24 protein-coding genes and 1 riboswitch are annotated in these 25,388 nt (G+C 68.1%); of the genes, 7 read left to right on the top strand and 17 right to left on the bottom strand.

Annotation, left to right across the window (positions count from 1 at the left end; genetic code table 11):
• Position 1 precedes the first annotated feature (1 nt).
• From WS51_RS02555 to WS51_RS02530, 6 genes are all read right to left on the bottom strand, one after another.
• Positions 2-1,339, bottom strand: coding sequence for a heterodisulfide reductase-related iron-sulfur binding cluster (locus WS51_RS02555; protein WP_069229104.1), 1,338 nt, complete (start codon positions 1,337-1,339; stop codon positions 2-4).
• A 123-nt stretch (positions 1,340-1,462) separates the two neighbouring features.
• Positions 1,463-1,885, bottom strand: coding sequence for a rubrerythrin family protein (locus WS51_RS02550; RefSeq protein ID WP_040140994.1), 423 nt, complete (start codon positions 1,883-1,885; stop codon positions 1,463-1,465).
• A gap of 325 nt (positions 1,886-2,210) precedes the next feature.
• Positions 2,211-3,479: an RNA polymerase sigma factor gene (locus WS51_RS02545; protein ID WP_069228549.1), complete on the bottom strand. Its 1,269-nt coding sequence runs from the start codon at positions 3,477-3,479 to the stop codon at positions 2,211-2,213.
• Positions 3,476-3,892 (bottom strand): VOC family protein, encoded by a 417-nt coding sequence (locus WS51_RS02540; protein ID WP_059448740.1) that lies wholly within the window; start codon positions 3,890-3,892, stop codon positions 3,476-3,478. The genes WS51_RS02545 and WS51_RS02540 overlap by 4 nt, the downstream gene beginning before the upstream one ends.
• 35 nt (positions 3,893-3,927) lie before the next feature.
• Complete coding sequence (locus WS51_RS02535) at positions 3,928-4,347, bottom strand: YciI family protein (RefSeq protein WP_059448741.1); 420 nt, start codon at positions 4,345-4,347, stop codon at positions 3,928-3,930.
• Between the two features lie 125 nt (positions 4,348-4,472).
• On the bottom strand, positions 4,473-4,826 hold the full coding sequence (locus WS51_RS02530; protein ID WP_059448742.1) for a YciI family protein: 354 nt from the start codon (positions 4,824-4,826) through the stop codon (positions 4,473-4,475).
• Between the two features lie 547 nt (positions 4,827-5,373).
• Between WS51_RS02530 and WS51_RS02525 the strand changes: the two genes are divergently transcribed.
• From WS51_RS02525 to WS51_RS02515, 3 genes are all read left to right on the top strand, one after another.
• Entirely contained in the window at positions 5,374-5,760 is a 387-nt protein-coding gene (locus WS51_RS02525) for an ElaB/YgaM/YqjD family protein (RefSeq protein WP_059448743.1), read from the top strand.
• Positions 5,761-5,824: 64 nt separating this feature from the next.
• Positions 5,825-6,409 carry a BPSL1445 family SYLF domain-containing lipoprotein gene (locus WS51_RS02520; RefSeq protein WP_059448744.1) on the top strand — a complete coding sequence of 195 codons (585 nt, stop codon included), beginning with the start codon at positions 5,825-5,827 and terminating at the stop codon, positions 6,407-6,409.
• Between the two features lie 230 nt (positions 6,410-6,639).
• A complete protein-coding gene (locus WS51_RS02515) occupies positions 6,640-7,692 on the top strand; it encodes an AI-2E family transporter (protein WP_059448745.1) in 1,053 nt (350 codons plus the stop codon).
• A gap of 9 nt (positions 7,693-7,701) precedes the next feature.
• On the opposite strand, the gene WS51_RS02510 is transcribed toward WS51_RS02515, so the two are convergent.
• The 6 genes from WS51_RS02510 to WS51_RS02485 all read right to left on the bottom strand — a co-directional run bounded on the left by WS51_RS02510 (position 7,702) and on the right by WS51_RS02485 (position 13,574).
• Positions 7,702-8,205: a thioesterase gene (locus WS51_RS02510; protein WP_155773556.1), complete on the bottom strand. Its 504-nt coding sequence runs from the start codon at positions 8,203-8,205 to the stop codon at positions 7,702-7,704.
• A 166-nt stretch (positions 8,206-8,371) separates the two neighbouring features.
• The gene (locus WS51_RS02505; protein WP_059770413.1) at positions 8,372-9,388 is read right to left on the bottom strand and encodes an NADP-dependent oxidoreductase; all 1,017 of its coding nucleotides are present in this window, start codon (positions 9,386-9,388) and stop codon (positions 8,372-8,374) included.
• Positions 9,389-9,422: 34 nt separating this feature from the next.
• Positions 9,423-10,211 (bottom strand): SDR family oxidoreductase, encoded by a 789-nt coding sequence (locus WS51_RS02500; protein ID WP_069228548.1) that lies wholly within the window; start codon positions 10,209-10,211, stop codon positions 9,423-9,425.
• A gap of 368 nt (positions 10,212-10,579) precedes the next feature.
• Positions 10,580-11,167 carry a phosphatase PAP2 family protein gene (locus WS51_RS02495; RefSeq protein WP_059804105.1) on the bottom strand — a complete coding sequence of 196 codons (588 nt, stop codon included), beginning with the start codon at positions 11,165-11,167 and terminating at the stop codon, positions 10,580-10,582.
• A gap of 80 nt (positions 11,168-11,247) precedes the next feature.
• Positions 11,248-12,564 carry an Nramp family divalent metal transporter gene (locus tag WS51_RS02490; RefSeq protein WP_059448750.1) on the bottom strand — a complete coding sequence of 439 codons (1,317 nt, stop codon included), beginning with the start codon at positions 12,562-12,564 and terminating at the stop codon, positions 11,248-11,250.
• Complete coding sequence (locus tag WS51_RS02485) at positions 12,513-13,574, bottom strand: helix-turn-helix domain-containing protein (protein WP_069228547.1); 1,062 nt, start codon at positions 13,572-13,574, stop codon at positions 12,513-12,515. The genes WS51_RS02490 and WS51_RS02485 overlap by 52 nt, the downstream gene beginning before the upstream one ends.
• A 468-nt stretch (positions 13,575-14,042) precedes the next feature.
• Between WS51_RS02485 and WS51_RS02480 the strand changes: the two genes are divergently transcribed.
• Both WS51_RS02480 and WS51_RS02475 read left to right on the top strand, forming a co-directional pair.
• Positions 14,043-14,963: a LysR family transcriptional regulator gene (locus tag WS51_RS02480; RefSeq protein ID WP_059868478.1), complete on the top strand. Its 921-nt coding sequence runs from the start codon at positions 14,043-14,045 to the stop codon at positions 14,961-14,963.
• Positions 14,964-15,081: 118 nt separating this feature from the next.
• Positions 15,082-15,483: an OsmC family protein gene (locus tag WS51_RS02475; RefSeq protein ID WP_059503650.1), complete on the top strand. Its 402-nt coding sequence runs from the start codon at positions 15,082-15,084 to the stop codon at positions 15,481-15,483.
• Positions 15,484-15,594: 111 nt separating this feature from the next.
• Here the strand turns inward: WS51_RS02475 and WS51_RS02470 are convergent, their stop codons facing one another.
• The gene (locus WS51_RS02470) at positions 15,595-16,476 is read right to left on the bottom strand and encodes a Dyp-type peroxidase (protein ID WP_059804109.1); all 882 of its coding nucleotides are present in this window, start codon (positions 16,474-16,476) and stop codon (positions 15,595-15,597) included.
• Positions 16,477-16,962: 486 nt separating this feature from the next.
• Between WS51_RS02470 and WS51_RS02465 the strand changes: the two genes are divergently transcribed.
• Positions 16,963-18,825 (top strand): ABC transporter ATP-binding protein, encoded by a 1,863-nt coding sequence (locus tag WS51_RS02465; protein ID WP_059503653.1) that lies wholly within the window; start codon positions 16,963-16,965, stop codon positions 18,823-18,825.
• A gap of 206 nt (positions 18,826-19,031) precedes the next feature.
• The gene (locus tag WS51_RS02460; RefSeq protein ID WP_059770422.1) at positions 19,032-19,745 is read left to right on the top strand and encodes a riboflavin synthase; all 714 of its coding nucleotides are present in this window, start codon (positions 19,032-19,034) and stop codon (positions 19,743-19,745) included.
• A gap of 75 nt (positions 19,746-19,820) precedes the next feature.
• Here WS51_RS02460 and WS51_RS02455 read toward each other — a convergent pair whose 3' ends face one another.
• The 4 genes from WS51_RS02455 to WS51_RS02440 form a co-directional block, all read right to left on the bottom strand.
• Complete coding sequence (locus tag WS51_RS02455; protein WP_059804116.1) at positions 19,821-21,068, bottom strand: voltage-gated chloride channel family protein; 1,248 nt, start codon at positions 21,066-21,068, stop codon at positions 19,821-19,823.
• Between the two features lie 79 nt (positions 21,069-21,147).
• Positions 21,148-21,250: riboswitch (Fluoride riboswitch) on the bottom strand.
• A gap of 55 nt (positions 21,251-21,305) precedes the next feature.
• Positions 21,306-22,325 (bottom strand): chemotaxis response regulator protein-glutamate methylesterase, encoded by a 1,020-nt coding sequence (gene cheB / locus WS51_RS02450; protein ID WP_059503658.1) that lies wholly within the window; start codon positions 22,323-22,325, stop codon positions 21,306-21,308.
• Positions 22,322-24,640 (bottom strand): hybrid sensor histidine kinase/response regulator, encoded by a 2,319-nt coding sequence (locus WS51_RS02445; RefSeq protein WP_069228546.1) that lies wholly within the window; start codon positions 24,638-24,640, stop codon positions 22,322-22,324. The genes cheB and WS51_RS02445 overlap by 4 nt, the downstream gene beginning before the upstream one ends.
• Entirely contained in the window at positions 24,637-25,347 is a 711-nt protein-coding gene (locus WS51_RS02440) for a chemotaxis protein CheW (protein WP_059542759.1), read from the bottom strand. Before WS51_RS02440 ends, WS51_RS02445 begins: the two co-directional genes overlap by 4 nt.
• Between the last annotated feature and the right edge of the window lie 41 nt (positions 25,348-25,388).

The following is a 25,388-nucleotide window of genomic DNA, read 5'->3' as shown; positions in this document are numbered from 1 at the left end:
CTCAGATGCCGTAGGCGCGGCGCAGCAGCGTCAGCGGATGCGCGAGCGGCGCCGCGGGCAACCCTTTCTCGTCGATGCCCTGCGCGATGTGATGGCCGGCGAGCGCGCAGTCCGACGACACGACATCCGGCTTCGGCTCGGCCATCGCCTTGAACACCGGCGCGCCGATTCGCATCGCGTCCGCGTGGAACGCCTTCTTCACGCCGAACGTGCCTGCGTGCCCCGAGCAGCGCTCGACCACGTTCACGCGCGTATCGGGCACGAGCGACAGCGTGTCGGCCGTCTTGCGGCCGATGTTCTGCACGCGCGCATGGCAGGGCACGTGGTACGACACGGTGCCGAGGCCCTGCTTGAAGTCGGTCTTCAGCAAACCGTCGCGATGCCGCGCGATCACGTATTCGAACGGATCCCAGAATGCGTCGGCCACCGCGCGCACGGCTTCGTCGCCGGGGAACATCAGCGGCAGTTCGCTCTTGTACATCAGCACGCAGCTCGGGATTGCGCCGATCAGCGCATAGCCTTCGCGCGCATAGCGCTCCAGCACCGGAACGTTCACGGCCTTCTTCGCGGCGACGCCCTCGAGGTTGCCCTGCTCGAGGAGCGGCATCCCGCAGCACGCTTCGCGCGTGACGAGCTCGTACGGAATCTCGTTGTGCGCGAGGATCGCGAGCAGGTCGTGGCCGATGCCCGGCTCGTTGAAGTTCACGTAGCACGTCGCGTAGATCGCGACCTTGCCGGGCGTGCGTTCGCCGTCACGTACCGGCAGGCTGTCCGAGCGCTTCGCGGCACGCCGAAACTTGCGCGGCGCGAACTCCGGCAGCCACGCGTTGCGATCGACGCCGAGCGCCGCTTCGAGCGCGTGGCGCGCGGGCGGCATGCGATTCACCGCGTTCACCGCCTGCGTGACGATCGGAATGCCCGCGAAATGGCCGAGCGCGTCGGTGTTCGACAGCACCTTGTCGCGCAGCGGTGCCTCGCCGCGCTTGTAGCGCGCCGCCTTGCCGCGCAGCATCAGGTGCGGGAAGTCGACGTTCCATGCGTGCGGCGGCACGTACGGGCATTTCGTCATATAGCAGAGGTCGCACAGGTAGCACTGGTCGACGACCTTGCCGAACGCGTCCTTCGGCACTTCCTCGATGTCGCCCATCGGCGTGTCGTCGACGAGGTCGAACAGCGCGGGAAATGCGCCGCACAACGACACGCAGCGCCGGCACCCGGCGCAGATGTCGAACACGCGCGTCATTTCCGCATCGATCGCGGCCTGATCGTAGAACGCTTCGGACTGCCAGTCGAGCGGATGCCGCGTCGGGGCTTCGAGACTGCCTTCCTTGTGTGGCATGGGGCGCTCCAGCTTGGCGCGCATGCGCGCGCACGCACCGCCCGCGCGACGCGGGCAGCGATCAACGCACGGCCGACCGCGCCATGTCGGGCCTGGCCGTGCCGCGTTGCTGCCGGACGCGTGTCAGTCGACGAGTGCGTCGAGCGCCTTCGTGTAGCGGTTCGCGTGGCTGCGCTCGGCTTTCGCAAGCGTCTCGAACCAGTTCGCGATTTCGTCGAAGCCTTCCTCGCGCGCCGTCTTCGCCATGCCCGGATACATGTCGGTGTATTCGTGCGTCTCGCCGGCGATCGCCGATTCGAGATTCAGCCGCGACGAGCCGAACGGCAGCCCCGTCGCCGGATCGCCGACGGCTTCGAGATATTCGAGGTGGCCGTGCGCATGGCCCGTTTCGCCTTCGGCAGTGGAGCGGAACAGCGCGGCGACATCGTTCTGGCCTTCGACGTCGGCCTTCGAAGCGAAATACAGATAGCGCCGGTTCGCTTGCGATTCGCCCGCGAATGCGGCCTTCAGATTCTCTTCGGTCTTGCTGCCCTTGAGTTGAGCCATTTGCGCCTCCGTTCGAGTCGGCGCGGCCGCGTGCGAAGCCGGGCCGATCGTTCATGTATGTGGGGAACGAAGCGCATGCCGGACGCGCACGCTTCGTGCCTTTTAATCTAGGCGCTGGCGTTCGCATCCCCCAATAGGCTTTTTCAATCCGGGCGATAGCGGACGGCGGGAATGAGGGACAGTTGAGGGAATGGAGCGGCGGGTCGTGTCGCCGGGTGGGGTGGCGTTTCGCTGGCTTGCGGCTTGCGGGCTGCGGGCGGCGGCTACGGGTTCGATCTTCCCGCGCGACGACCGCTGCATTCGCACCGGCGTCGCTCGTGATGTGTCACGCATCCGTCGCACGCTTCAGCAGCAATTCCCTTTCGCGTTCGTTGCGGGTCAATTCCGCCGCTCGACGGAACTCGACCTTCGCTTCATCGGCGCGGCCGAGCTTCGCGAGCAGGTCGCCGCGCACGCTCGGCAACCAGTGATAGCGGGCGAGCGCCGGATCGTCACGCAGCACGTCGACGATTTCCAGTGCCGCGGCAGGCCCGAACGCCATCCCCACCGCCACCGCGCGGTTCAGCTCGACGACCGGCGACGGCGCGACTTCGGCGAGCGCGTCGTACAGCGCGACGATCTGCGCCCAGTCGGTTTCCGACGCGTGCCGCGCGCGGGCATGGCACGCCGCCAGCGCGGCCTGCAGCGCGTACGGGCCGCGCACGCCGCCGAGCTTCGTCGCGCGCTCGAGCGCCGCGAGCCCGCGCCGGATCAGCAGCGGATCCCAGCGGGAGCGGTCCTGGTCGAGCAGCAGCACGGGCCGCCCCTGCGCATCGGTCCTTGCGTGCATGCGCGACGCCTGCAGCTCCATCAGCGCGACGAGCCCGAGCACCTCGCTTTCGTCCGGCATGAGGCCGGCCAGCACGCGGCCGAGACGCAGCGCCTCGTCGCACAGCGCCGGGCGGGTCCAGTCGTCGCCCGCGGTCGCCGCATGGCCTTCGTTGAACACCAGGTAGATCACTTCGAGCACCGACGCGAGCCGCGCGGGCCGCGCATCGGCCGCCGGCACCTCGAACGGCACGCGCGCCGCCGCGAGCGTGCGCTTCGCGCGCACGATGCGCTGCGCGATCGTCGGCTCGGGCGACAGGAACGCACGCGCGATTTCGCTCGTGGTCAATCCGCCGAGCAGCCGCAACGTCAGCGCGACGCGCGCATCGGTCGACAACACCGGATGGCACGACGTGAAGATCAGCCGCAGCAGGTCGTCGCCGATATCGTCGTCGCGCGCATCGGCGAGCGCATCCGCGATGTCCGGGACGACGTGCGCGTCCAGGGCATCCATTTCACGCCCGAGCAGATCGCGCTTCGTCGCATGCAGCGATTCTTGCCGGACCCGATCGAGCGCGCGCCGCTTCACGGCCGTCATCAGCCATGCGGCCGGGTTGTCGGGCACGCCGTCGACGGGCCAGTGCTCGAGCGCCGCGACGAGCGTGTCCTGCGCGAGTTCCTCGGCCACGCCGACGTCGCGCACCACCCGCGCGGCGCGCGCAATGATCTTCGGCGCCTCGATCCGCCAGACCGCTTCGATCGCACGGTGAGTCGCCTCACGCGTCACGACGCCTGCCCCTCGGCGGACGCATCCAGCGGCATGGCCATCAGCTCCCATGCGTGACCGTCCGGATCGTCGAATCCGTGGCCGTACATGTTCGGATACTCACGCGGCGCTTGCGGGGCCGACCCGCCGGCCGCGAGCGCCTTCGCGACGATCGCGTCGACCTCGGCGCGGCTGTCGCACGACAGGCACGACAATGCCTGCACCTGCGTCGCCGGATCGACGATCGTCTTGCCGGTGAAGGTCTGGAAAAACGGCCGCACGAGCAGCATCGCGAAAATCGTGTCGCTGATCTTGATGCAGGCGGCCTGATCGTTGGTATAAGCCGGTACGACCTCGAAGCCGAGTGCCTGGTAGAACGTCTTCGAGCGCGGCAGGTCGGCCACGGGCAGATTGATGAAGACCATCTTGTGCATGACGGATGCTCCGGTGAGATTGGATTCGAACGGTTTCAGGCGTGGGTGCGGCCGACGTTGAGATCGCGAAACCGCTCGACCGCGTCGCTCGGTGTGAGGTCGTCGAGCTCGAACAGCGGCCGCACCTCGATCTCGCAATCCATTTCGGCACCGAACGGTGCGGGAAACCGGCGCGTCCATTCGAGCGCCTCGTCACGCGAGCGCACCTGAATCAGCGTGTAGCCGGCAATCAGCTCCTTCGTCTCCGCGAACGGGCCGTCCACCACCGTGCCCTTGCCGCCGGTGTACCGCACGCGCCAGCCGTGCGCGCTCGGCCGCAGGCCGTTCGCGTCGAGCAGCACGCCGGCCTTGGCGAGTTCCTCGTGGTAGACCGTCATCGCCTCGACCAGCCGATCGTCCGGCAATGCGTCGGATTCGCTGACGGCGTTCGCCCGGATCATGATCATGAATCGCATCGTTCACTCCTTGTCATCGGTGAAAAGGGGCATCCGCTCATCGGCGCCTTATCCGGACGACGGGCGGCCGACCGTCGAATCGACGTGCCGCGCGACGAATCAGGGTAAATACCGAGATGCACCCGTCACAGGAAGCACGGGCCGACCGCGCGCACTTCGACCGTGCACCATTGCGCGGCCGGGCACTGGCGCGCGATCTCGATCGCTTCGTCGCGCGTGTCGACGTCGACGATGAAGAAGCCGCCGACCATTTCCTTCGCTTCGGCAAACGGCCCGTCGACGAGGCGCGTCTCGCCTTCGCGCACCTGCACGCGGGTCGCGCGCTCGGAGCGCTCGAGCGACTCGACGCCGCGCAGCACGCCGCGCGCCTTCAGCGTCTGCGCGAAATCGACCATCCGCGCGTAAAGCGCCTGCCCGTCTTCGAGCGTGCGTTCGGCGCGTTGGCCGGTCGGTTCGACAATCAACAGCATGTAGGACATGGAAATCTCCGGTGGGGGCTTTCCGCGGAAGCACTCGGATCGCGGGCGAACGATACGTCAGATGCGAAGCGTAGCAGCACCGGCCGGCCCTGCGCGCATCGTTGGCCATTCGGCACTGGCCGGATGGCCAATTGGATCGCGACACGCGATTTTGCTGTCAGGATGACGACCTGGCACCGGGCAACGATGCTGCGCGAATCGGCTCGGGCACAAACCCTGCTCCACCAGGAAATGGACGGTTAGTGCAATTGCATCGGCAATGCAGGTGCAATGGCACTATTTACCTGACACATCGGACGACGCCATATTTACCGGACTTTCACGTCGCCCGACGGCTCGCTACGTCGTTTCGACGGAAGTGCGAAATTTTTTCAACCGTCGCCGCGCCCCGTCGCGCGGGGCTTTCCGGGAAACTTGCCGACGAATTGAAAATTTGTCTCGAAACTCAATTGGCTGATGTGAATCACATTGGTTGCTGGGATACGTCTTATCTTCAAATTGGCCTGCAAATCCGGGCTGCAAACCAAATCCAAGGAGGATAAACATCATGGCGCTCACCGACTCGATCGAACACAAGCTGGACCGTGGCCTCTCCGATATCCGCCGTACCGGCCGGCGCGTCGGACGCACGACGCGCTCGGCTGCCCGTGACCTGCATGCGGACGTGTCCGACGATCTGCGCGGGCTGGTCGATGAACTGGAAGACCTGCTGAAGAACGACGGCGACGGCGACATCGCCGCGCTGCGCAAGCGCGTGCAGTCGCGGCTCGACGAAGCGCGCAGCACGCTCGACTACGCGTCGGGGACCGCCGCCGCGCGGCTGCGCGATTCGGCTGAACGCGTCGCACAAGCCGTGCACGACAACCCATGGCAGACCGCAGGCGTCGTCGCCGGTCTCGCGTTCGTCGCGGGCTTGCTGCTTGCCCGCCGTTGAACGGGGCTGCCCGCACCGCCGCCCGCCCCATCCGTCCTCAACCCGACAACGAAGGAGAAACGCCATGCAGAAGTCCCTCGCCCTGAAGGCCGCCGCCGCCGTCATGCTCGGCAGTCTCGCACTTGCCGGCTGCACCACCACGCATGACAGGCCCGACAACGCATCGACCAGCGCGTCCAAACGCGAGTCGATCGACGCGAGCGTGAACGCGACGCTGTCGCGCCTCTATTCGACGGTGCCGGGCTCGCGTGAACTCGTCGCGAAATCGCGCGGCGTGCTCGTGTTCCCGAACGTGCTGCAGGCCGGCTTCATCGTCGGCGGCCAGTCCGGCAACGGCGCATTGCGTGTCGGCGGCAGCACCGTGGGCTACTACAACACGTCGTCGCTGTCGGTGGGTCTGCAGGCCGGCGCGCAATCGAAGGCGATCGTGTTCCTGTTCATGACGCAGGACGCGCTCGACTCGTTCCGCAAGTCCGAAGGCTGGTCGGCCGGCGCCGACGCTTCCGTCGCGGTCGTGAAGATGGGCGCGAACGGCGCGGTCGACTCCAACACGGCCACCGCACCGGTCGAGGTGCTGGTCCTGACCAACGCGGGCCTGATGGGCGACCTGTCGGTCAACGGCACCAAGATCACCCGGCTCCACATCTGACGAGGCGGCACGGCCCCCGGGCCGATTTGCTTGCCGGCAACGCCGCGACTCCGGTCGCGGCGTTTTCGTGTGCGCCGCGCACAGCGGCTATGATGGCGGCACCTTTGCGGGCATACTGCCGATCGGGCCACCCTGCGCGCGCTGCGCCGCGAGCCGTGACGTTCGCGAGCCGATCGCGCCCGAGGCAACGAGATTCAATCAAACCAGGCATCAATCTGCGCGAATCATCCATGGATAGCGGACACGATCACCAAAAATTCTTCTACTTCCTGCTGTTCGCGGTCACCGTCGGACTCTGCTGGATTCTCGCGCCGTTTTCCGGCGCCGTCTTCTGGGGCACCATTCTCGCGATCCTGTTCCAGCCGGTGCAGCGCTGGCTCGCCGCGCGCTTCGGCAAGCGGCGCAACCTGGCCGCGCTCGTGACGTTGTCGCTGATCATCTTGATCGTGATCCTGCCGCTCGTGTTCGTCATGGCGACGCTCGTGCAGGAAATCGCGTACGTGTACCAGGAACTGAAGAACGCGCAGCCGAATTATTCGCAGTACTTCCATGACATCATTCACGCACTGCCGACGTCGATCCAGAATCTGCTGCAGAAGTACGGGCTGACCAACATCCCCGGCATCCAGAAGAAGCTGACCGACGGCGCCGCGCAGATCAGCCAGTTCGCGGCAACGCAGGCGCTCAGCATCGGCCAGAACACGTTCCAGTTCGTCGTCAGCTTTGGCGTGATGTTGTACATGGTGTTCTTCCTGCTGCGCGACGGCGGCGAGATCGGCCGCCGCGTGCGCCGCGCGATGCCGCTCGACGAAGAACACAAGAACCTGCTGCTCGCGAAGTTCACGACGGTGGTGCGCGCAACCGTGAAGGGCAACATCGCGGTTGCGCTCGTGCAGGGCGCGCTGGGCGGCCTGATCTTCTGGATCCTCGGGATCGAAGGTGTCGTGCTGTGGGGCGCGCTGATGGCGTTCCTGTCGCTGCTTCCCGCGATCGGCGCGAGCCTCGTGTGGGTGCCCGCGGCGCTCTACTTCCTCGCGACCGGCGCGATCTGGAAATGCGTGATCCTCGTCGCGTTCTGCGTCGGCGTGATCGGCCTCGTCGACAACCTGCTGCGCCCGATCCTCGTCGGCAAGGACACGAAGATGCCCGACTGGGTCGTGCTGATCTCGACGCTCGGCGGGATGGCGCTGTTCGGCATCAACGGCTTCGTGATCGGGCCGCTCGTCGCCGCGCTGTTCATGGCGAGTTGGGACATCTACGCGCGCGCCGAGCAAGGCGAATGACGCAACGCGTCACGGATGTCGAATCCTGATCACGACGGGCGCCACGGCGCCCGTTTCCATGTCGGGCCCCGCGACCGTCAGCACGCCGCCATACGGGCCGACACGATGTGTACCGGCAGCTTCCAGCGGCACGATCCGATCGTCGCGCGCATCGCGCCATGTCGCGCGAACCTCCGCGCCCGGGGCGCGCGAAAGCGGCCGGCCGTCCAGTTCCACGAGCGCCACATGCGCGCCGGGCAGGCGGCGGCCATGTGCATCGAACCGGAGCATCGCGGCGGTCGCGCCGCTCGATGCGTCGACCGACGGCGCGTCGAATGTCACGTCGTACAGATCGACGAGCGTGCCGGCGAAGCGCACGATGCCGTCCGCATGCACCTGCTCGGCCGCACCGGCGCCCGACATCGCGAACGCGATGCCGAACCCGGTCGCGACGATCCGCAGCCTGGCGCCGATGCGCCGCTTCGTTCGATCGTGCAGCGCCGCCCGTGCGGTTTGTCCCGTCTTCGTTTGCATGTTTCGCCTCCCTTTTCGCCGCGCAAATGAAAAACGGCGGCGTGACGCGCATGTCACGCCGCCGCTTGCTGGCAATTACTTTAAGGAGAGCAGCCGGAACAATATATGGGACAAATCCTAAATTGATGTCGAACTATTCAGACTCGACGCGCGCGAGCGCCGCGGTTCAGGCGTCCGGATCGACGCGCAGCACGAGTTTGCCGCGATGGTCGCCGTCGAACAGGCGATTCAGCACGTCGGGCGCGTTCTCGAGCCCGTCGGCCACGGTTTCCTCGGCTTTGAGCCGGCCGTCGCGCAGCCAGCCGGCGAGCGTCTGCACCGCTTCGCGGCTCTTGCGGTAATCGAGAATCAGGAAGCCGCGCATCGTGATCCGCTTCGAGATCAGCACGCCGACGTCGTCCGCCGCGCGGCCGCTGTTGTAGTTCGAGATCACGCCGCACAGCGCGACGCGCCCGCCGATCACCATCCGCGACAGCACCGCGCGCATCACCTCGCCGCCGACGTTCTCGAAGTTGACGTGCACGCCGTCGGGCGTCGCGGCCTTCAGCTGCTCACGAAAATCGTCGGCCTTGTAGTCGACGGCCGCGTCGAAGCCGAGCGTCTCGGTCAGATAGCGGCACTTGTCCGCGCCGCCCGCGATCCCGACCACGCGTGCGCCGTGGATCTTGCCGATCTGGCCGGCAATCGAGCCGACCGATCCGGCGGCCGCCGACACGACGAGCGTCTCGCCGGGCTGCACCGGCGCGATGTCGGTCAGTCCGTAATATGCGGTCAGGCCGCTCATTCCGCACGCGCCGAGCAGCGTCGGCAGCGGCAGGCCCGACTGCGCGGGCAGTTTCACGAGCTGCGCGGCCTGGTCGGCCGGCACGACCGCATAGTCCTGCCAGCCGACCAGCCCCTGCACCAGATCGCCTTGCGCGAAACCCGCATGGCGCGACGCGACCACGCGCCCGATGCCGAGCGCGCGCATCACTTCGCCGATCGCGACGGGCGGCAGGTATTGCGGCACGTCGCTCATCCACACGCGGTTGGTCGGATCCATCGACAGATACAGCACGCGCACGAGCACTTCGCCGTCGGCGAGCGCCGGCACCGGCGTCTCGACGAGCGAGAAATGTTCGCGGCCGACGCGCCCTTCCGGGCGCGTCTTCAGCAGCAGCTGGCGGTTCACGGGTGTCGACACGATGTTCTCCTCCGGTTGTTGTGGTCGATGCGCGTCAGACCGCGCACATGCCGCCGTCGATCACGAGTTCGGCGGCCGTCACGAAGCGGCTTTCGTCGGATGCCAGATAGACGGCCGCATGCGCGACGTCGTCCGGATCGCCGAGCCGGCGCAGCGGAATGCCGCGTGCGAGCTTGCGCGTCGCATCGCGTTCGCCGAGCGACTGGAACAGCGGCTCGACGATGCCCGTGCGAATGAACGCCGGGTGAATCGAGTTGCAACGCACATCGAGCTCGCGGCGCGCGCAATCGATCGCGACCGACTTCGTCAGCGACGCGACCGCCGCCTTCGACGCGTTGTACGCGGTGAAATCCGGCTCGACCTTGAACGCGGCCACCGACGAGATGTTGATGATCGACGCCGGGCGGCTTGCGCCCAGGTACGGCAGCGCATGCTTGCAGCCGAGCAGGATGCTCTCGACGTTGATCGCCATCACGCGCCGCCATTCGTCCAGCTCGATCTGCGCGGGCGCGCCCATCGACCCGACACCAGCGTTGTTGACGAGCACCGACAAGCCGCCCATCGCTTCGTTCGCCTGCGCAAGCAACGCCTGCCAGCGCGCGTCGTCGCGCACGTCCTGCGTGGCCGCGAATGCGACGGGCGCCGCGCGCCCCGCGTTGAGTTCGTGTGCGAATGCGTCGAGCACCGCCGCATCGGCGATGTCGGTCAGGAACACGCGCGCGCCCTGCTCGACCATCCGGCGCGCGATCGCGCGGCCGAGGCCGCCGGCGGCGCCCGTGATGTACGCGCACTTGCCTGCGAGGCGCGGTGAAACGACTGTCATGGGACCTGCTCCTGTCGTGAATCGTCGTGGCGGACCGGCGCCGCGACGGCGGTTGCCGTGCGCTGGTCGACGGCCGCGCGCTTTGCGCGAGTATAGCGAGCCGGCCGCCTCGCGCCGGACGCATCAAGGCCGCCGCCGCTGGCCGTGAACGAACGAACGCCAGCGTACGCGATTGCCGCCGATCGATGAAATGAATATTCGTAATGCCCGGTCATAGATCCGATTCATGACCGTCGTATCCCCGCATGCGCCGCCCAGCGCGCCGGATCGTCAGGAATATCGGTTCAATGGCGGAAAGAATGAGTTGCGACTCGGAGGGCCGCCACGGCGCAGACGTCGAGGCACCGACGCCCCGGAACGAACGGCCGTCAGAACCCGTTGCCCGACGTGCGCATGAATGCGCAGAACTGCGGCGAATGCGTATCGATCATCTGCTGGAACGGTGCGCGATTCCCGTACGCGATGCCGGACACGAGAAGCAGGCAGACGGCCGCGATGCGCGGCGAGAACGAGCGCGTGTGCGCGCGGTCGTAGGCACGCAGGAAGGCCAGCGCGACAAGCGCGCCGAGCAGCCAGCCGACGACGACTTCGGGAATCGTGTGCGAATGGTCGAACACGCGCGCGACGGCCGTCACCGCGCCGACGGCGAGACCGGCCACCACACCCGGCGCCTTGCCCGCACGGAACGCCTGCCACAGCATCGACAGCGCGACGGTCCATACGGACGTCGACAGCATCGTATGGCCGCTGATCACGCGGAAGTCGAACTGCGGAATCTCGACACCGCAGCCCGCGTAGAGGATCTTGGTCGCCCCGACCAGGCTCATGCCGGCCGCGAGCAGCGCGACCCAGCGCACCGCGAGCCGCCAGTCGGACAGCGCGAGCCAGATCGCGCACGTCAGCGCGACCGGCAGGGTCAACGCGGCGTCGCCGATGTTGCTGATTTCACTCCACATAACGCACGTCGAACAGCTGACAAAACGCGCAGTTTAACGCAGCCGCGCCGCTCGCCTGTTTCAGCCTGTGACAGGCTGTATCAGCCCGCGACACCCGTAATCAGCAGCAGGTTCGTGCCGGTAATGACGACAAACAGCGCCCACGCGGCGACCTGCATTCCGCGGCCGATCGCATGTTCGCCCATGGTGTCGCGATCGCTTACCGACCGGATCAGCGGCCACATCGCGAACGGCAACTGCAGGCTCAACAGCACCTGGCTCCAGACCAGCAGCCGCCCGACCGAGTTCTCGCCGAGCCACAGCACGCCGATCAGCGCCGGCATCAGCGCGAGCCCGCGCGTGATCAGCCGGCGCTGATAGCACGGGATTTTCGTGTGCAGGAAGCCGTCCATGATCACCTGGCCGGCGATCGTGCCGGTCAGCGTCGAGCTTTGCCCCGACGCGAGCAGCGCGATGCCGAACAGCAGCGCGGCCGCGCCGCCCGCGATCGGCGTGATCAGCCGGTACGCCTGTTCGATGTCGGTCACGTCGTGCTGGCCGGTCGCATGAAACGCCGCGCCCGCGACGATCAGGATCGCCGCATTGACCAGCATCGCGACGAACAGCGACACGCAGGTGTCGATTCGCACCAGCGCGAGCGTGTCGCGGATCAGGCCGCGCGCGCCGCCGACGACGTGGCGCGTCTGCACCACCGACGAATGCAGATACAGGTTGTGCGGCATGATCGTCGCGCCGACGATGCCGAGCGCGAGCACGATCGCGTCCTTGCGGTCGTGGCCCGGATTGCCCGGCACGAGCCCCGCCGCGACCGCATGCCAGTCCGGCGGCGTGATCGCGACCTGCGCGACGAAGCAGAACGCCATCGTCGCGATCAGGCCGAGCACGATCGCCTCGATCTGCCGGACGCCCTTGCCCTGCAGCCCGAGCACGATCACCGTGTCGAGCGCGGTCAGCACGATCCCCCATGCGAGCGGCACGCCGAGCAGCAGCTTGAACGCAAGCGCGCAGCCGAGCACTTCGGCGATGTCGCACGCGATGATCGACACTTCGGCGGTGACCCACTGCACGAGGCGTCCGAAGCGGCCATAGCGGTCGTAGCTCGCCTGCGCGAGATCCTTGCCCGCGACGAGTCCGAGCCGCGCGGCGAGCATCTGCAGGAAGATCGCGGCGAGGCTCGAGAACGCGACGACCCACAGCAGCGAATAGCCGAATTGCGAGCCGGCCTGGATGTCGGTGGCCCAGTTGCCGGGATCCATGTAGCCGATCGCGACCAGCAGGCCCGGGCCGAAGAAGCGCTTGAGCTTCATCCAGCGCGACGCGCCGGCGTCGATCGTGATGCTGCCCTTTACTTCCGACGGGCAGAAGGGCGCGGTGGCGGTAGTGGGGAGCAGGGGCATGGAAACCGGGGATCGTGATCGCGACACGGTGATTTTACGGTTATCCGTCCCGTTTTCTCGCGCACATCGGCGAGCGTGCCCCGGCTCGCCCGCTCGCCAGCCGATTTCGCGGGCAGCGGCTCGAGTTGCGGATCGGCCGCGCCGGCACCGCTCGTCAGGATCCGCTCGCGCTCGGTGACGCGAAATTCCGTCGGCGACATCAGCAGGCGCTGGCGAAACAGCTTCGCCAGACGCTCGCCGCTTCCGAAGCCCGTTCGCCGCGCGACCTTGTCGGCCGGCAGCGTCGTGTGAATCAACATGTGGCATGCACGCTCGAGCCGCACGTGCTGCACGAACTCGGTCGGCGTCACGCCGATTTCCTTCTTGAAGCGCCGCAGGAAATTGCGCTCGCTCATCGCGGCCGTCCGCGCGACTTCCGCGATCGAAATGCGGTTCGCGCTCTGCGCGCGCAGCCGTTGCGCCGACATCCTGATCGACGGGCTCGCGCTCAGCTCGCGAAACGCCCACATCGACTGCGCGTAGCGCTGCTCGACCGGCCGCATGAGGTTGCTGGCGATTTCCTGCGCGGCGCTGTCGCCGAGATCGGTGCGGAACATGTCGAGCACGGTCGCGAACACGTCGGCCTCCCCGGCCTGCGGTTCGATCGCGGGCGGCGCACGGCGCGCGGGATCGGCTCGCGCGTGACCGGCATCCGTCTGCCGTTGCGACGCCGCCAGCGTCGACAGGTCCATCGCATCGACGATCCATCGCGCATGCCGGCGGATGTTCGCCAGGCGGCGGCGCAATGCATCGTTCCAGTTGACCGACGCGCGGTCGCCATGAAGATGAAAGAACGCGAGTGCGCGGTGGCCGTGCTCGTCGCCGAGCGGATCGGCAGCGATCTGCACGCCCGACGACGACTGCAACAATCCTCCGCTTTCCGATACGTACTTCAGCTGGTAATCCGCACTGAACGCGTGCAGGCGATTCGCCAGATTGAAGGCCTCGCCAAGGCGCGCGGCCTGTGCCAAGGAAAAACCTTTACTCAAATAGATGACGACCCATCTTTGATCTGCTGCTTCCACTGCCAAGCCCCCGGACTGTTTCGACTTCTTCTAATACCGTCGAACTGTCAGGCTTATATTTGGTTTGAACTCGTGCGACAGGGACGGCTATCTCGAAATATGAAGCGACGGCATCTTAGCCGAAGGGGTCGTGTCTTTGGCGCGAATTGGCCGACCGGGACAGTATGATGGCGGATTTCTACAGGCTGTCGCCGCACGCTGGTGCGGCCGCGCGGAAATGCGCCTGCCGACGGGCAGCTCGCATCGTGTGCATCATTCGAATCGCGCCGCGGATGCGCGCACCGTCGCGTCGCGCATCGATCGTCATCGGCTTGCATCGAACGGCATCGATCGGCCCTCTGCCGCACGCAGCCGCGTTCGGTTGTTCGCGCATCCATTAGAATCGCTCCACCGCCCACCACGCCGACTTCGTCCGTGCCCGCCGACCATCGTCTCGACCTGAACCTGTTCCGCGTGCTCGATGCTGTCTACGTATACGGCGGCATCGGCGCGGCCGCCCGCGCGCTGCACCTCACGCAGCCGGCGGTCACGCATGCGCTCAACCGGCTGCGCGCGCATTTCGACGACCCGCTGTTCGTCCGCCAGGGCAACCGTGTCGTGCCGACCGAGCGCACGCGCACGATCATCGCGGACGTGCAGCTTCACCTCGCCGGCCTGCAACGCGCCGCGCGCGACCCGTCGGCATTCGACCCGGCGACGCTCGACCTGAGCATCGCGGTCGGCATTCGCGACGTGCTCGAATCGATCGCGCTGCCGCGCATCGTCGCCGCGTTCGCCGACGAGGCGCCGGGCCTGCGATTCGTGAGCCGCCGCATCGCGGTGCACGACATCGAACGCGAACTCGCATCGGGCAATCTCGATCTGGCCATCGATCGACGCGTGCAGACCGGTCCGCGCATCGTGACCGAACACCTGCTCGACGATTCGCTCGTCGTCGCGATGCGGCACGATCATCCGTTGACGCGCGCTCCGCTGCGGCGCGGCGACTATTTCGCCGCGCGACACGTCGCGGTGTCGTCGCTCGGCGAACCGCAATCGCTCGACGTGTTGCTCGGTAACGACGGACGCTTCCGCCATATCCAGCTCGTTTGCCAGCATTACTTCGCCGCGTGCCAGATCGCCGCGACGGGCGACCTGCTGCTGACGCTGCCGCGCACGTATGCGCTGCGCATGGCGGCGCTGCTGCCGATCGCCGTGCAGCCGCTGCCGCTGCGGCTCAAGCCGTTTCCGCTGCTCGCGTACTGGCACGAGTCGCGCGAGACGGACCGCGCGCATCAGTGGGTGCGCGAACGCGTTGCCGCGCTCGTGCGCGTGAGTGCCGGCGTCGCCGGCTGATCGCGGCGTGCCCGGCGATGCACGCAGCGCCCGCGATTTTTCCCGAGACGGTATGCTGACGGCTCGCACGCCGCGCATCGTCGCGGCCGCCTTTTTCCCCGCTTATCGGAGACTTGCCATGCCGCTCATCCATGCTGCCGCCACCCTCGCCGCCGACGCGCCCGACTACGTCGTCCAGCTGCAGGCCGGCACGCACGCGCTGACCGGCGACGAGGCGCCGCGCGAAGGCGGACAGGGCCTCGGGCCCGCACCATTCGAGTTCGTCCTGGCCGGCCTCGCGCAGTGCACGGCCGCGACGCTGCGCATGTACATGCAGCGCAAGACGTGGCCGGCCGCGCGCATCGACGTGCGCACCGAGCTACACGCCGATCGCGAAGGACAGCAATACGTGCGCCGCGTCGTGACGCTCGACGGCGCGCTCGACGATGCGCAGCGCCAGCGGCTCGCGGAAATCTGCGAGAAGACGCCGGTGACGCTGTTCATCAAACGCGGCACGCGCATCGAAACGACGCTGAACTGACGCAGCGATGTGCCACGCCGCGCGATCGTCACACGATCGATACGCGGCAAACAAAAACGGGCGGGCCGCGCGCGATGCGCGGCCCGCCCGTTTGCGGATATCGTCCGGCGCTTACAGTCCGAGCGCGGACAGGTCCAGCTTGCCGTCCTTCATCGGCGGACACCAGAAATACGCGCCCGTCAGCGGCCGCGTGAAGCGGAACAGGCCGTCGACGATGCCGTCGTCCGCGCCGCTCATCCGGCGCATCTGCACGTCGAACGCGCGGAACGAACAGCCGAACGCGACGAAGTAGAGCCCGGCACGGCGCGCGTCCGACCACGGCGACGAACGGCGCAGCATGAACGCCTCCGGCTCGAAGCTCTCCTGCGCGGTGCGCTTCACGTGCGAGAACTCGGGCGCGTCGTCGAGTTCCTCGTTGTCCGAGCGGCGGCGCCCGATGATGTGATCCATGTCGCCGGAGGCGATGCGCTCCATCCGGTCGAAGTCGTGCAGCCATTGCTGAACCGCGACGAAGCTCGAACCGTCGAGACCCGCGCCCTGCCCCGTGACGATCGCCGCGGCCAGCGCGTCGTCGCCGGTCGGGTTCTCGGTGCCGTCCTCGTAACCCGACAGGTCGCGGTCGTTCGAGTAGCGGAACCCGTCGACCACGTCCTGCAGCGCGAACGCCGGCGCCAGCGCCTGCTCGATCGCCCGCGCGCGCAGCACGAGCTCGCCGCGGTCGTCGCCGCGCAGCCAGACCCAGACGTCTGCCGGCGTGATCGGCAGCGTGCGGTCGTTCACCGCGAACGCCGGGTATTCGGTAAGGCCCGGGACCGGGCGCCCGAGGTGTGCGGCCAGCGCGTGCCCGAAGCCCGCGACCGTGCCGCGACCGTCGACGAGCTCGCGTAATGCCGTCAGCGCCGCTGCCACGTTGCCGTTGTTCGAAATCGTGAAAGTGAGGTATCGGGCCGCCGTGTCGATCGGAGCCAGGATGCCTTGCTGAACGTCGCTCATCGTTTCCTCAGGAATGTATCGGGGGTGAAGCCGCGCGGCCTTGGCGGCCGGCGCGCAACCGCAAAGTGTAATCGATGCGGTCCGCCGGCCTGTGCGGCACCGCACCGCGGAGCCGGTGCGAAAAAGGGCCGAAACGCTGAATACTAACCGTATCGACGCCGCAACGCCGCATTCGTCAGACGTTGCGGCGGCTCGCGCTCTGCTGATAAAATCCCTTCACGTCTTTTCGGCGTCCTTTCAACCGTTCACTTCAGGGAGGTGCAGATGTTCCGAATGCCAGCAGCCTTCCCGAACGTGGTCTCACGGCGCGGCTGATCCAGCCCGTGGTCCGCGCAGGCTCCCGAGCGCTCCGCTAACTCGCCAGCCCGCGCATTTTTTCCGACAGTCCGCTACGTTTCGCCCGCGCCGTCCGCGCGGCCGGCTGTCGCGTTTTCGACGTTCTCCGAACCGGAAAGTCCCGTCGCGCGATGCGCCGGGCAACGATACATGACCAGAAAAACCACCCTTCTGGGCGGCCAGACATTCCAGGCCGTCTTCGGCTTCACATTCCGCTATTGGCGCAAGCAGCCGGTGCGCATCGCGGCGATCACGACCCTCGCGCTGCTCGGCGCGCTTGCCGACGTGCTCACGCCGCTGTTCGCCGGGCGCCTCGTCGATGCGCTGTCGACCGGCCTGACCGACCGCGCGGCCGCGTGGCATTCGGCCGTCGTCGCGTTCGGCACGCTGGCTGCGCTCGGCATCGGCGCGACGCTGCTGCGGCAGGGCGTCTACCTGAACATCATCACGCTCACGCTGAAGATGATGAGCGAGATCGCCGCCGCGTCGTTCCATCGCGTGCAGCGTTTCTCGACCGACTGGCACGCGAACAGCTTCGCGGGCTCGACCGTGCGCAAGATCACGCGCGGAATCTGGGCGCTCGACCTGCTCAACGACACCGTGCTGATCGCACTGCTGCCGTCGGTCATGATGCTCGTCGGGGCGACCGTGCTGCTCGGCACGCACTGGCCGGTGATGGGCGTCGTCGTCGGCGCGGGTTCGCTGCTGTACATCTCGGTGACGGTCGCCGTGTCGCTCGGCATCGTCGCGCCGGCCGCACGGCTCGGCAACCTGTGGGACACGCGCATGGGCGGCGCACTCGCGGATGCGGTGAGCTGCAACGCGGTCGTCAAGGCGTTCGGCGCGGAAACGCGCGAGGAAGCGCGGCTCGCGCGCGTGATCGGCAAGTGGCGGCAGCGCACGCGCCGCACGTGGGTGCGCGGCACGCTCAACGGCGGGCTGCAGGGCGCGATGCTCGTCGCGATGCAGGCGGCGATGATCGGCGTCGCGCTGCGCCTGTGGGCGAACGACGAAGCAAGCGTCGGCGACATCGCGTTCTCGCTGACGATGTTCTTCATGCTGCAGGGCTACCTGCGCGACGTCGGCATGCACATCCGCAACCTGCAGCGCTCGGTCAACGACATGGAAGAACTCGTCGCGCTCGAGCGCCAGCCGCTCGGCATCGACGATCGTCCCGGCGCGCCGGCGATCCGGATCGGCGAAGGCGAAATCCGCTTCGAGCACGTGACGTTCCGTTACGGCAACCATCCGGTGCCGCTGTACGACGACTTCTCGATGCGCATCGCGCCCGGCGAGCGCGTCGGCCTCGTCGGTCATTCCGGGTCGGGCAAGACGACGTTCATCAAGCTGATCCAGCGTCTGTACGACGTGTCGGGCGGGCGCATCACGATCGACGGCCAGGACATCGCGCAAGTGCGGCAGGATTCGCTGCGCAGCCAGATCGCGATCGTCCAGCAGGAGCCGGTGCTGTTCCACCGCACGCTGGCCGAGAACATCGCGTATGCGCGCCCCGATGCGAGCCGTGCGGAGATCGAGCGCGCCGCGCGTCTCGCCAGCGCGCACGACTTCATCGCCGCGCTGCCGGACGGCTATGACACGCTCGTCGGCGAGCGCGGCATCAAGCTGTCGGGCGGCGAACGCCAGCGCGTCGCGATCGCGCGTGCGTTCCTCGCGGACGCGCCGATCCTGATCCTCGACGAAGCGACGTCGAGCCTCGACAGCGAAAGCGAGGTGCTGATCCAGCAGGCGATGGAGCGGCTGATGGTCGGCCGCACGACGCTCGTCGTCGCGCACCGGCTGTCGACGGTGCGCTCGCTCGACCGCCTGCTCGTGCTCGATCGCGGCAGGGTGGTCGAGGAAGGCAGCCACGACGCGCTGATCCGCATCGACGGCGGCATTTATCGCCGGTTGTTCGAGCGGCAGGCGCTCGAGCTGGCGAAGGGCCTGATCGATTCGCCGCGGCACACGGCGGACGACGCCACCGGGCCGCTGGGAGAGCCGACCGAGGTGTAACGCAAGCGTGTCGCGATGCGGCCCGGCGATGGGATCGCCGCCTGGCCGCATCGCCCCGACCGGAGCCGGAGCGGGGCCGTGCCACGTGCACGGCCCTTTTTTCGTCTGCGGATATCGGCGGCCGCCCCTGAACCGCGCGCCGCCGCGTCGCCTTTTCCGGGATCACTTATCATGTCGGCCAGGAAATTTGCGACGAAAGGCGGATCATGTTTACAGGCATTGTTCAGGGTGTTGGCGTCATCAAGGCCATCAAGGATCACGGCGAACTGAGGACGTTCACCATCGAGTTCCCGGAGCGGTTCACCACCGACATCGAGATCGGCGCGAGCGTTTCGGTCGACGGCGTCTGCCTGACGGTGACGACGATCCACTCGCCGCTGCTGATCGACTTCGACGTGATGTTGCCGAGCCTGAGAATCACGACGCTGGCCGCCCTGGCGGCCGGCGCCCGCGTCAACGTGGAACGGGCCGCGAAGGACGGCGCGGAAATCGGCGGGCATCCGCTGTCCGGCCACGTCGACTTCATGGGGACCATCCTGCAGATCGCGTCGTCCGAACACAACCGGATGATCCGCATCGGCGTGCCGGCCGATTTCAAGCGCTATGTGTTCGCGAAGGGCTATATCGCGATCAACGGCTGCAGCCTCACCGTGTCGGACGTCAATCGCGACGAAGGCTGGTTCGACGTCTGGCTGATTCCCGAAACGCGACGCGCGACCACCTTCGACGCCAAGGGCGTCGACGACAAGGTCAATATCGAGATCGAACGCAGCACCCAGGTCGTCGTGGATACGATCCGCGAGTCGGTCAAGGAAACGCTCGGGGAATTGACCGGCGTCGTGACGGCCTTGCTCGCGGAGAAAGGCATCGACATCGAGGAACTGCTCGCGCGGAACGTCGCGAAACTGCCGAAGGCGTGACGCACGCGCCCCGCACCCGGTGATCGGCGCGATCATCGGGTGCCGGTTTGCGTCGACACGCGGCGCCCGCCGCCGTCAGTCCGCCTCCGCCTCCACCCGCGCCCCCTTCCCCACCGCGACCCGCTGCGAACGGTAAATCCCGGCGTGTCCGGAAAACAGATACGCGACCACGCAAGCGACGATCGCGTACACGCCCACATCCGCGCCGAACAGTTCGATCGCCATGATCGTCGACGCAATCGGCGTGTTGGCCGCGCCCGCGAACACCGCGACGAAGCCGAGCCCCGCGAGCACCGGCACCGGCAGCGCGAGCACCTGGCCGAGCGCGTTGCCGAGCGTCGCGCCGATATAGAACAGCGGCGTCACCTCGCCACCCTTGAATCCCGACGCGAGCGTGACGACGGTAAACGCGAACTTGCCCGCGAAATCGTAAGCCGGCAGCGGCCCGTGAAACGCGGCCTCGATCGTCGGAATCCCGAGCCCGAGATACTGCGGCACGTTCAGCACGGTGGCGGCCACGGCCACCAGCGCGCCGCCGAGCACCGGCTGCAGCGGCGCATGGCGCACGGCACGGCGGAACCATGCGGTCAGCGCATGCGTCGCGAACGCGAACAGCCGGCCGACGACGCCGAACGCGACACCGGCGACGACCGTCGCGGCCAACCGCGTCGCCGACACGGCCGGCACGAACGGAATCGCATAGACGGTGTGATGCACGCCCCACGCGCGGCACACGACGTCCGCGACGATCGCCGACGCGACGCAGGTCAGCAGCGCGTCGTACCGCACGCGGCCGATCGCGAGCACCTCGAGCCCGAACACGGCGCCCGCCAGCGGCGTACCGAACACCGACGAGAAGCCGGCCGCGATCCCGCCCATCAGCAGCACGCGCCGATGCTCGCGATCGAGCCGGAACAGGTGCGTGATGCGATCGGCGAGCGCGCCGCCCATCTGCACCGCCGTGCCCTCGCGGCCGGCCGACCCGCCAAATAGATGCGTGACGACGGTCGCGACGAGCACGAGCGGCGCCATCCGCTTCGGCACGAGCGCCTTCGGGTCGTGAATTTCGTCGATCAGCAGGTTGTTGCCGCGCGCGACCGACTGGCCGAACCGGTGGTAGACCCAGCCGGTCGCGAAGCCCGCGGCCGGCAGCCCCCACAACAGCCACGGATGCGCGATGCGCGTGCCGGTCGCCCAGTCGAGCGCGATCAGGAACAGCGCGGAAGCGGTGCCGGCCAGCGCGCCAAGCAGCGCGGAGAGCGCGAGCCAACGGCACACGTAGCGCGCGGTCGCGAAAAAATCGGCAGAAGTCGAGAAAAGCATGATTTCCAGATTCGACGGAACATCAAAACCTGGGCGGCAGAATACCGCATGGACGGCCTGCGACCTCCTGACGACCCAGGAACACGCAGGCATCATCAGCCGGGCAACCGGCGGTTGAGGGCCGAACCGCGCACGACGCGCCGGAATCGACCGCAGGGAGGCATGCCATCTCCGCAGGCGGCAATTGTACGCGGCACCGCGCGGCGCGCGCAAGGCGCCGCCAGGGTTGGCGCGCCGTCAGTCGAGCGGCATGCGCGTCACGCGCGAGATCAGTTGCGGCGCGATGCGCTCGAGCGGCAGGATCGCCGATGCGGCGCCGATCGCCGCGGCTGCCTTCGGCATCCCGTAGACGGCGCTCGTCGCCTCGTCCTGCGCGATGGTGTAGCAGCCCTTCGCGCGCATCGCTTTCAGCCCCAGCGCGCCGTCGCGGCCCATTCCGGTCAGCAGCACGCCGAGCGCGTCGCCCTGCCAGCCGTCGGCGACGCTGTTGAAGAACACGTCGATCGACGGCCGGTACGGTGTCTCGGCCGGATGCCGCGTATAGCCGAGCACGCCGCGCGGCGACATGTACAGGTGATCGTTGGTCGCCGCGAGCAGCACCTCGCCCGCCCGCGGCACGCTGCCCTCCCGCGCGACACGCACGGGCAGCCGCGTATAGCCGTCGAGCCACTCCGCCATGCCGAACGCGAACGCCTGGTCGACGTGCTGGACGATCACGAGTGCGGCCGGAAAATCGGCCGGCAGCGCGCGCAGCAGCGCGGTGAGCGCAGTCGGCCCGCCGGCCGACGCGCCAATCGCGATCAGCGTCGGCAGGCCGCGAGCGGGAGCCGGCCCGGGCGGCACGAGCGTCACGCTCCGGCTTTCGAGCAGCCGGCCGATCTGGTCGATCTTCGCGAGCAGCGGCTGCGGCCCCGCATCCGACGGCAGGCCGAGCGCAAGGGTCGGCGTGTCGACCGCGTCGAGTGCGCCGGCGCCCATCGCCTCGTAGACCGACGACGTGTTCGCGCTGACGCTCGCGGTCACGACGAGGATCGCGCACGGCGCGCGCGCCATGATCTGCCGTGTCGCGGCCACGCCGTCGAGCTTCGGCATCACGAGATCCATCAACACGAGGTCGGGCGGGTGCGCGACGCAAAAATCCACCGCCTCGTCGCCGTCCGTCGCGACCCACAGCACGCGATGATCGGTGCGCAGCGCGATCACGCGGCGCAGTGCCTCGACGGCAAGCGGCAGATCGTTGACGATCCCGATGTTCATCCGCGTGCGTCTCCGATCAGGTCGTGCACCGCATCGAGCAGCGCCTCGTCGTGGAAACTGCTCTTCGCGAGGTAGTAGTCGGCGCCCGCATCGAGCCCGCGCCGGCGGTCCTCGTCGCGATCCTTGTACGACACGATCATCACCGGCACGCGCTTGAGCATCGGGTCGCCCTTGATCAAGGTGACGAGTTCGATCCCGTCCATGCGCGGCATGTCGACGTCGGTGACGACCAGGTCGAACGCGTCGCTGCGCACCGCGTTCCAGCCGTCCATTCCGTCGACCGCGACCGTCACGTCGTAACCGCGCTTCTCCAGCAGCTTGCGTTCGAGCTCGCGCACCGTCAGCGAATCGTCGACGACGAGCACGCGGCGGCGCCGGTCGGCGAGCGCGAGCTGCGGATCGCGCGTGAGCTTCGCGAGCTGTCCGCCGCGCACGAGCTTGTCGACGGAGCGGATCAGGTCCTCGACGTCGACGATCAGCACCGGGTCGCCGTTCTCGAGCAACGCGCCGGCCGCGATGTTCTGAATCTTGTGCAGGCGGCTGTCCAGCGGCTGCACGACGAGCATCCGTTCGCCGAGGAAGCGGTCGACGGCGACACCGTAGAGTTCGGGCTCGCCGCCGACGACCACCACCGCCGTGCTCGCGCGCGCGACGTCGGGTTCGCCGGCATCGAGCAACTGGTGCGCGGCGACGAGGCCCGCGCGCCGGCCGTCGAACGGAAAATGCGGCTGACCTTCGAGCACGTCGATGTCGTCGTGCGACAGCTCGAGCGTGCGGCGCACGTGCGCGAGCGGGAACGCGTAGGGTTCGCCGCCGACCTCGACCAGCAGGCTGCCGATCACCGACAGCGTGAGCGGCAACTGCAGCACGAAGCGCATGCCCGCGCCCGGCTCGTTGAAGATGCGCACCGCGCCGCGCACGCCGCGCACCATTTCCTGCACCGCGTCGAGGCCGACGCCGCGCCCCGACACGTCGGTCACCGCATCGCGCATCGAGAAGCCCGGCAACAGCAGGAATTCGAGCAGCTCGGGATCGGACAGCCGCGCGGCCGTCTCGTCGTCGGTCAGGCGCTGGCGCACGACCGCCGCGCGCAATGCGTCCATGTCCACGCCCGGCCCGTCGTCGATCACGCTCACGAGCAGCGAACCGGCGCTGTGGCGCGCCTCCAGCGTGACGCTCGCCTCGGCCGCCTTGCCGCGCGCGCGACGCACGTCGGGCGCCTCGACGCCGTGATCGATCGCGTTGCGCAGCAGGTGGCCGAGCGGCGCGTCGAGCAGATCGAGGATGTCGCGGTCGACCTGCGTGCCTTCGCCGACGATCGAGAAGCGCACCTGCTTGCCGAGCGAGCGCGCGAGATCGCGAACGATGCGCGGATACGCGCGCGTCGCGTCGCCGAACGGCCGCATCCGGCACTGCAGCGCCTCGTCGTACAGCTGCTCGGCGATGTGCGTGCTGCGCCGCTCGAAGCGGTCGAATTCATCCATGCGCTCGGCGAGCGAACGCTGCAGGTCGTTGAGCATGTGCCGCACTTCGTTCACCGACGCGAGCACGCCCGCGTCGAGATCGTCGGCAAATTGTTCGTACAACAGATCGAGCGAACGGGCCGCGTCGCGCTGCGCGCGCTTCACGCGCAGCATCGACTCCGCGAACGGCTTGAGCCAGCGCGATTCCACGAGCGACTCGCCGGACAGGCTCAGCAGCCGGTTCAGCGTGTCGGCACGCACGCGGCGCATCGCGCCCGCGCCGGCCGCGCGGCCGGCCTGGACGGGATCGGGCACGGCCGCCGACACGGCCAGCGGCGGCACCGCCGCACCCGCCCCGACGGATTCGTTCGCGGCGCCGTCGTGCTCGCGAAGCGGCACGACGGACGGCGGCGCCGACGGGGGCGGCGAGAAAGTCGGCGCAGAGGCAGGCATCGCGTGCACGCCGTCGGCACTCGTCAGCGCCAGCGCGAACGCCTCGATCTCGGCCGGCGACACGGGCTGCGCCTGCGGATCGGCGACGCGCACCAGCAAGTCGACGCCGGCGAGCAGCACGTCGACGTGTGTGGCCGTCAGCGCGATCGTGCCGGCCTGCGCGGCGACGAAGCATTCTTCCATCCGCCCCGCGATGTCGACGCCGAGCGGCACGCCCACGATACGCGCGGCGCCCTTCAGCGAATGCGCGGCACGCATGCATGCCTCGAGTGCGACGGAATCGGGTTCGCCCGATTCGAGCGCGAGCAGGCGTTCGGACAGCGCCTGGGTCTGCGTGCGCGTCTCCTCGCGATACAGCTCGAGCAGCGACAGGTGGCTCAGATCGTCATCGCCGCTCATCGCATGCTCCGTGTCACGGCGTCGAACAACCGATCGTCGTCGAGCAGGCCGACCGACTTGCCCCGCCACGACAGCACGCCGCGCGACAGGCCGGCGCTCGCGCGCCCGACCGTCGCGGGCACCGGCACCCATTCGGATGCGCCGAAGTGCAGCACGCCCTCGACTTCATCGACCGGAAACACGACCGGCTCGCCCTGGTGCGCGGCGACCAGCAGCCGCGTGAAACGGCCGTCCGCGCCACCGTTGCCGCCCTTGCCGCCCTTGCCAGCATCGAGGCCGAGCAGCGCGCCGATCGAGATCGCGATGCGCAACGTGCCGCGAATGTTGACCACGCCGCGCACCGCCGAATGGCGCCGGTACGGCAGCGAATGGATCGGGCGCGTGCCGGCGATCTCGCGCAGCACGCCGATCGGCAGCGCGAGCCACTCGTCGGCGACGCGAAACGCGAGTGCGGCCTGGCGCGTATCGTCGTCGCCGTGTGCGGTCGCATCGAGCGCGCCGATCCGCTGCGTGGCGTCGGCCATCTCGGCGACGCCGAGCGGACGTTCGAGCAGCTTCGCCGCGTGATACGCGTAGACCGGACAGTTCAGGCAGCGCAGGCAGTCGGCCAGCCGCTCGCACGAGCGGTCGCCGCGCGTGCCGATCCGGTTCCAGCAATCGTCGACGCCGATCGTCGTGTCGTCAGTGGCAACGATGTCGCGATTCATTCTTTCCTCGGTCATCCCGATGTCGGCTCCCAACCCGTATT

The organism is Burkholderia territorii (assembly GCF_001718335.1).
Taxonomy (GTDB): domain Bacteria; phylum Pseudomonadota; class Gammaproteobacteria; order Burkholderiales; family Burkholderiaceae; genus Burkholderia; species Burkholderia territorii.
Note: the sequence above shows the minus strand (reverse complement) of the source record. Positions and strands in the feature narration are given on the sequence as shown.

What these genes read in the sequence shown, in the direction of transcription:
- WS51_RS02555 (WP_069229104.1), bottom strand. Translation starts at nt 1,339, where the DNA reads ATGCCACACAAGGAAGGCAGTCTCGAAGCCCCGACGCGGCATCCGCTC.
- WS51_RS02550 (WP_040140994.1), bottom strand. Translation starts at nt 1,885, where the DNA reads ATGGCTCAACTCAAGGGCAGCAAGACCGAAGAGAATCTGAAGGCCGCA.
- WS51_RS02540 (WP_059448740.1), bottom strand. Translation starts at nt 3,892, where the DNA reads ATGCACAAGATGGTCTTCATCAATCTGCCCGTGGCCGACCTGCCGCGC.
- WS51_RS02535 (WP_059448741.1), bottom strand. Translation starts at nt 4,347, where the DNA reads ATGCGATTCATGATCATGATCCGGGCGAACGCCGTCAGCGAATCCGAC.
- WS51_RS02530 (WP_059448742.1), bottom strand. Translation starts at nt 4,826, where the DNA reads ATGTCCTACATGCTGTTGATTGTCGAACCGACCGGCCAACGCGCCGAA.
- WS51_RS02525 (WP_059448743.1), top strand. Translation starts at nt 5,374, where the DNA reads ATGGCGCTCACCGACTCGATCGAACACAAGCTGGACCGTGGCCTCTCC.
- WS51_RS02520 (WP_059448744.1), top strand. Translation starts at nt 5,825, where the DNA reads ATGCAGAAGTCCCTCGCCCTGAAGGCCGCCGCCGCCGTCATGCTCGGC.
- WS51_RS02515 (WP_059448745.1), top strand. Translation starts at nt 6,640, where the DNA reads ATGGATAGCGGACACGATCACCAAAAATTCTTCTACTTCCTGCTGTTC.
- WS51_RS02510 (WP_155773556.1), bottom strand. Translation starts at nt 8,205, where the DNA reads ATGCAAACGAAGACGGGACAAACCGCACGGGCGGCGCTGCACGATCGA.
- WS51_RS02500 (WP_069228548.1), bottom strand. Translation starts at nt 10,211, where the DNA reads ATGACAGTCGTTTCACCGCGCCTCGCAGGCAAGTGCGCGTACATCACG.
- WS51_RS02495 (WP_059804105.1), bottom strand. Translation starts at nt 11,167, where the DNA reads ATGTGGAGTGAAATCAGCAACATCGGCGACGCCGCGTTGACCCTGCCG.
- WS51_RS02490 (WP_059448750.1), bottom strand. Translation starts at nt 12,564, where the DNA reads ATGCCCCTGCTCCCCACTACCGCCACCGCGCCCTTCTGCCCGTCGGAA.
- WS51_RS02475 (WP_059503650.1), top strand. Translation starts at nt 15,082, where the DNA reads ATGCCGCTCATCCATGCTGCCGCCACCCTCGCCGCCGACGCGCCCGAC.
- WS51_RS02470 (WP_059804109.1), bottom strand. Translation starts at nt 16,476, where the DNA reads ATGAGCGACGTTCAGCAAGGCATCCTGGCTCCGATCGACACGGCGGCC.
- WS51_RS02465 (WP_059503653.1), top strand. Translation starts at nt 16,963, where the DNA reads ATGACCAGAAAAACCACCCTTCTGGGCGGCCAGACATTCCAGGCCGTC.
- WS51_RS02460 (WP_059770422.1), top strand. Translation starts at nt 19,032, where the DNA reads ATGTTTACAGGCATTGTTCAGGGTGTTGGCGTCATCAAGGCCATCAAG.
- WS51_RS02455 (WP_059804116.1), bottom strand. Translation starts at nt 21,068, where the DNA reads ATGCTTTTCTCGACTTCTGCCGATTTTTTCGCGACCGCGCGCTACGTG.
- cheB (WP_059503658.1), bottom strand. Translation starts at nt 22,325, where the DNA reads ATGAACATCGGGATCGTCAACGATCTGCCGCTTGCCGTCGAGGCACTG.
- WS51_RS02445 (WP_069228546.1), bottom strand. Translation starts at nt 24,640, where the DNA reads ATGAGCGGCGATGACGATCTGAGCCACCTGTCGCTGCTCGAGCTGTAT.
- WS51_RS02440 (WP_059542759.1), bottom strand. Translation starts at nt 25,347, where the DNA reads ATGAATCGCGACATCGTTGCCACTGACGACACGACGATCGGCGTCGAC.